The organism is Alteromonas sp. BZK5 (genome assembly GCF_014349115.1).
GTDB lineage: Bacteria > Pseudomonadota > Gammaproteobacteria > Enterobacterales > Alteromonadaceae > Alteromonas > Alteromonas macleodii.
This window is the reverse complement of record NZ_JACSOE010000141.1, coordinates 1-5609: the sequence shown is the minus strand read 5'-3', so window position 1 is coordinate 5609 and position 5609 is coordinate 1. Positions and strand designations below refer to the sequence as shown.

At 43.2% G+C, this 5609-nt stretch carries 4 protein-coding genes and 1 pseudogene; all 5 read left to right on the top strand.

Going from position 1 to position 5609, the window contains the following annotated elements; genetic code table 11:
• A pseudogene (locus BIZ39_RS20115) lies at positions 1-865 on the top strand (IS5 family transposase); the annotation flags it as partial.
• 780 nt (positions 866-1645) lie between these two features.
• Positions 1646-1975, top strand: a complete 330-nt coding sequence (locus BIZ39_RS22565; protein WP_004587124.1) for a four-helix bundle copper-binding protein — start codon at positions 1646-1648, stop codon at positions 1973-1975.
• Positions 1976-2553: 578 nt separating this feature from the next.
• Positions 2554-3189, top strand: a complete 636-nt coding sequence (locus BIZ39_RS20105) for a recombinase family protein (protein WP_004587123.1) — start codon at positions 2554-2556, stop codon at positions 3187-3189.
• A 22-nt stretch (positions 3190-3211) separates the two neighbouring features.
• Positions 3212-4846, top strand: a complete 1635-nt coding sequence (locus tag BIZ39_RS20100; RefSeq protein ID WP_155661561.1) for a DDE-type integrase/transposase/recombinase — start codon at positions 3212-3214, stop codon at positions 4844-4846.
• Positions 4836-5609, top strand: a 774-nt coding sequence (locus BIZ39_RS20095; RefSeq protein WP_187447866.1) for an ExeA family protein, incomplete at its 3' end; no start/stop codon positions are given. The genes BIZ39_RS20100 and BIZ39_RS20095, both read left to right, overlap by 11 nt.

Here is a 5609-nt window from a genome sequence, read left to right as displayed (position 1 = left end):
AGTGATTGAACCCTTTTATCCTAAAGCAGGCAATGGCAGACGTCCGTATGCGCTTGAGACCATGTTTCGCATTCATTGTATGCAGCAATGGTATAGCCTCGGTGATGAAGCGATGGAAGATGCGTTATATGAAATTGCTTCGATGCGTCAATTTGCGCAACTATCACTGGATAAAGCCATTCCTGACCGCACAACCATTATGAACTTCCGGCACTTGCTGGAAAAACACAAGCTGACTCGCCAATTATTCAAAACGGTCAATCAATGGCTGTCTGACTGCGGTGTGATGATGACGCAGGGCACACTGGTGGATGCCACGATTATTGAAGCCCCCAGCTCCACTAAAAACAAAAAGAATGAACGTGACCCGGATATGCATCAGACCAAGAAAGGTAATGAGTGGCACTTCGGTATGAAAGCCCATATCGGTGTGGATGCCAAGAGCGGTCTGACTCATACGCTGGTGACCACCGCCGCCAACGAACATGACCTGAATCAGATGAAGAACCTGTTGCATGGCGATGAGGAATTCATCTCTGGCGATGCTGGATATCAAGGCGCAGAGAAGCGTGAAGAACTTAAAGAAAAGGATGTGGAATAGTTGATTGCTGAGCGTCCCGGAAAAGTTCGGGCACTGAAAAAGCATCCCCGCAAAAACAAAACTGCCATCAACATCGAATATTTAAAAGCCAGCATTCGGGCGAAGGTGGAACACCCGTTTCGCATCATCAAATGCCAATTTGGTTTTATCAAAGCTCGCTATAAGGGATTGATAAAAAATGACTCACAGTTAGCCATGCTATTCACCTTGGCGAACCTGTTTAAAGTAGACCAGATGTTACGACGACAGCCAAGATCTGTCTAAAATCCGGGAATAGCCCGGAATAAGGCCAAAATCCTGCCTAAAACAACGGCATATTGGCCTAAATTGCAAAATTAGAGTTTAAAAATTAGGCAGGTGATGCTGCGGCTTAACTAAGCGTTAAACTGCGGGACTTATTCGCAGTTTCCCTAGTTTGCGGCTAGTTTTGCGGAGCAGGCTGACTATGGGCTGAAACCTTTGTGTATTACTGAATCTGGTAAGATTTCTAATCACATTTGGTATTTAGTGCAATTAACGAAGCAATTGCTGCATCGCTGAACTTGAGGAACAGTTTTGAGCAACTGGAGAACCGCAATTTTTGGAGGAACAGTTTCGCCTGGTGCAGCAGAAGCAGGATGGGAAAAGCAACAAAGCCAATGTAACCAGGGCTGGGGGAGCTGTTTAATGAAACAGAAGAGATAGCCGCTGAACCTAACACTGAGCAGGAAGCTATTTACTCTGTCCGCACAAAGCGCAACCCGCTATCCCAAGCACCGCGTTAGGACGTGATAGTTCACGATATTGCTGAGGAAGATAAAGTCTGCTTTCACTCTCCTATATTTTCTTTGTAATTAATTCAGGATAATAAGGAATTATTACAAATCTTTTAAGTACCTCCAGATCCTAAGAGCGCAGAGATGCTTCAATTTAAGCTGCCGGCAGCTTGGTGCGAGGGGAGTATTAGAATTTCATACGCACGATAACAAGCGACTGGCATAAATGCTGCTTGCCTACAAAGTTCCGAAGTTAGGTGTATAAACCATAAACAAGAGGAAATAATTTATGTCTCATAATAAATTTACTAGTTGTATTGAAGCTTGCTACAAATGTGCAACTGCCTGCGACCATTGTTCAACTGCCTGTTTGCAGGAGCCTGATCCTGCGAAAATGGCAGATTGCATACGTGCAGACTTAGACTGTGCTGATATCTGTCGGCTAGCTGCGGCAGCAATGGCGAGAGGAAGTGAGCATGCCAAGCAAATCTGCCGTCTCTGTGCTGACATATGTGAAGCTTGCGGTGAGCTTTGTGCTAAACACGAACCGGATCATTGTCAAGAATGTGCTCGTGCTTGCAAATCTTGTGCTGATGAATGCCGTAAGATGGCTGCCTAAGCTAAGTAAACCGTACTTTGGGAGCGCAGAAGACACATCTAGCGCAAGAGTTTCTTCATTGCGCTCTCAATATTGAGAAACACCTTTCATTAGTCCAGTATATTGGCTCGTATGGGTGACATTGAGGTCAGTTCATGCTTCTTAAGTACCGTATATTTTTGATATTATCCGCTAGAACCCTTCTTTCAGCAGAGGTCATTTTTTTGCTCGATTTTAGTTGAGGTTTCGGACCCTAAGAACCCACTGTATTCTTCCGATTCTGCTCGTATTTACTGAGGATTTAATCTCATTACTGATGCTAATCAGGTTCGACTGCTTGTTGCCACTGTATTAAAAACTCCTTTATGACTTCCTCATCTACTTGAATTAACAAAGACATGCTCACCAGGTAGTAGTATCCCATTGGCTTGGGGCTACTTGCATACCATTATTTATTTGGAAACTGCTGAGGAATCAAAAATATCTGGTGCAATTAAAGTATACCCTTAACGCACTTGTAATTATTTAGTGCATTAATTCAAAAAATAAACCTATAATGCACTCACATTAAGACACCATTGTAAAACGCACTGAAATCTATGTTTCGAGTTTATGGGTACCTGAGAGCATCAACCGAAGAGCAAGATGCAACCAGAGCTAAAGCTGAATTAGAAAAATTTACCGAACAATTAGGGTTCGGCGTTGCTCACTGGTTTATTGAAAATGAATCCGGCGCAAAATTACATCGGCCTGAACTTTTTAGGTTACTGGATATCGCCATGCCTGGTGACGTTTTATTAGTTGAGCAAATAGACAGGCTAAGCCGACTCAAAAGTGAAGATTGGGAAAAGTTGAAGCGGCTGATTAACGATAAGAATATTCGTATTGTTTCACTTGATTTGCCGTCCAGTTTCGCATTGATGCGCAACGCCGATGAATTCACTGAACGCATTCTCTCTTCAATTAACTCAATGATGCTTGATTTCCTTGCTGCCTTTGCCAGAAAAAATTACGAAGAGCGACGAAGGATGCAAGCGCAGGGGGTCGCCAAGGCCAAAATAGAGGGGAAGTATAAAGGCCGTCGCGAAGACAAAGACTTGCATAGCAGGATATTACAACTTCTCAATGATGGACGTAGTTATAACTTCATTGAAAGGACGATAGGTTGCTCTAGGCACACTATTTCCAAAGTTAGCAAACGCCGCAAGGCAAAACTTGAAGAAGAGGTTCTGTAACTGTGCCATGAAAGCCAAACGGATTGCGCCAGAGGTACTTTTAGATCTGTCTTCACGGATGGAGCTATTCCCTGCGCGCTCCGATGAACGCAAAAACATTGTTAAATCAGCATGTGATTTATATGGTGTTTCCGAAAGCACTCTTTATCGACAACTACGTTCTGTAAACAAGCCCAAACCACTAAAGCGCACGGATTCAGGCAAATCGAGAGTCATTCCTATATCTGAGATGGAGAAGTATTGCGAGATTATTGCCGCGTTAAAAATTCGCACCACCAACAAGAATGGACGGCATATCTCAACGAATGTTGCTATTGATCTGTTGGAAAGTACGGGTGTTGAATCAGAATACGGTTTTATCAAGCTAGAAAAAGGTAAGCTCAGCAAAACAACAATAAACAGGTATCTAGCACAATTTGGGTTAGACAAACACAACCTTATTAAAAACACGCCGGCAGTCAGGTTTCAGGCTAGACACAGCAACGAGTGTTGGCAATTTGATTTAAGCCCTTCTGACTTAAAAAGTGTGGACGAACCGCTTTGGTATGACGAATCTAAAGGTCTGCCGATTTTAATGCTTTACTCTGTCGTTGATGATAGAAGCGGCGTTTGCTATCAGGAATACCGAAATGTACACGGTGAAGATGCTGGTAATGCGCTGCGCTTCCTTTTTAATGCCATGTCACCCAAGTCTGACCCAGATGTGCCCTTCCAAGGCATCCCACACATGATTTACATGGACAACGGGCCAATTGCACGAAGTCGGGTGTTTCAGTCTGTGATGAAGTATTTAGGCATTGATGTGAAGGTACATATGCCAGATAGCAAGGACAAACGGCGTAAAACTGCTAGATCAAAAGGTAAAGTAGAAAGAGCCTTTCGCACAGTAAAAGAATGCCACGAGGTCCTTTACCACTTGCGAGAGCCAAAGAACGAAGTCGAAGCTAATCAGATGTTGAGCGATTACCTGAAGAAATATAACGACCATCAACATCGAGCAGAGCCACATTCTCGGATGGAGGACTGGCTGCAGAATATCGACGGTGCTGTTAAACAAATGTGCAGCTGGGAGCGTTTTTCATCCTTCGCACGCGAACCTGAAAAAAGGAAAGTAGGTATTGATGCCAGAATTCCCGTTGACGGTAGTGTATATGAGGTAGATCCCGACCTCGCAGGTGAACAAGTCGTACTTTGGTGGGGCCTGTTTGACGACGAATTGTATGTTGAACATGATGGACAACGATATGGTGCTTATTTTCCGATCAGTGGTCCAATTCCCTTGTATAGATATCGTAAGTTTAAACAAACCAAAACAGAAAAGCGGCTTGGAAAACTCGAAACGCTAGCAAAGTCACTTAAATTACCGGACTCTGAAAACGATGAGAATCACCAAGTTATTTTGTCAATGAAGAACGTAGTTGAGCCAGTACCAACGCGAGAATTTGATAATCCAGACCCGTTTAACGAAAAGCGGTTTGAAAACATACTGAAAGCCAAGCTTGCCATATCCAACTATTTAGGTAAACCCTTGACAATACTTGCGCAAGGCGACAGAGATATGATTGATGCTATTTTGTCTGAGTCTTTAGATAAAGAGGCTGTCATGAAACGAATAAAAGAATATTTCCATAATAGGAGTGGAGAACATGCAAATTGAAGTCATGGAACACTTTGGTATAAAGAAGTATTTTCGTGATGCAGACTTCTTTGAAACTGACACGGCCAAAAGGTTATTCAGACAACTCAAAAAGATCATACCTGAAGGCCAGCTCATCGCACTGACTGGTGTTGTCGGTATTGGCAAAACTACCTACCTAGAAAAAATACAAAAACAATTAGCTGCTGAAAAAAATGTGATAGTTGCAAAGTCACTCTCAGTGGAAAAATCCAAGACAAATTTAACCACTTTGATCACAGCGCTGTTTTACGATGTTTCAGGTGATAATGGCTATCGGGTACCAAAGCTTGGCGAAAAGCGCGAGCGAGATTTGCAGGAGCTCATCAAGAAGAGTAAAAAGCCTGTTGTGTTGTTTTGTGATGAAGCCCATGACCTGCACCATCGCACACTGACAGGCCTTAAACGCCTAATGGAAGTCATTCATGAGGGCGGCGGCAAGTTATCTATTGTATTGGCGGGCCACCCTAAACTTAAAAATGACCTGAAATCTCCCACAATGGAAGAAGTTGGCTACCGCACGGTTACCATGTCTCTCGATGCCTCGCAGGGTATTTTACGCGATTATATTTACTGGCTCCTGGATAAATGCACCAATGACAATGTGAAACCAAAAGACGTTATTGAAGACCAAGCAGTGGAATATCTAGCTGAACATCTCAGTACGCCTCTTCAGGTAGAACAACATCTAACATTAGCCCTAGAAGAAGCTTACAAAGTCGGTATAAAACCTATCAATGTTGAC

Bases quoted from the DNA above. Each gene is read 5' to 3' on its own strand.
- BIZ39_RS20105 (WP_004587123.1), top strand. From the start codon at position 2,554: ATGTTTCGAGTTTATGGGTACCTGAGAGCATCAACCGAAGAGCAAGAT.
- BIZ39_RS22565 (WP_004587124.1), top strand. From the start codon at position 1,646: ATGTCTCATAATAAATTTACTAGTTGTATTGAAGCTTGCTACAAATGT.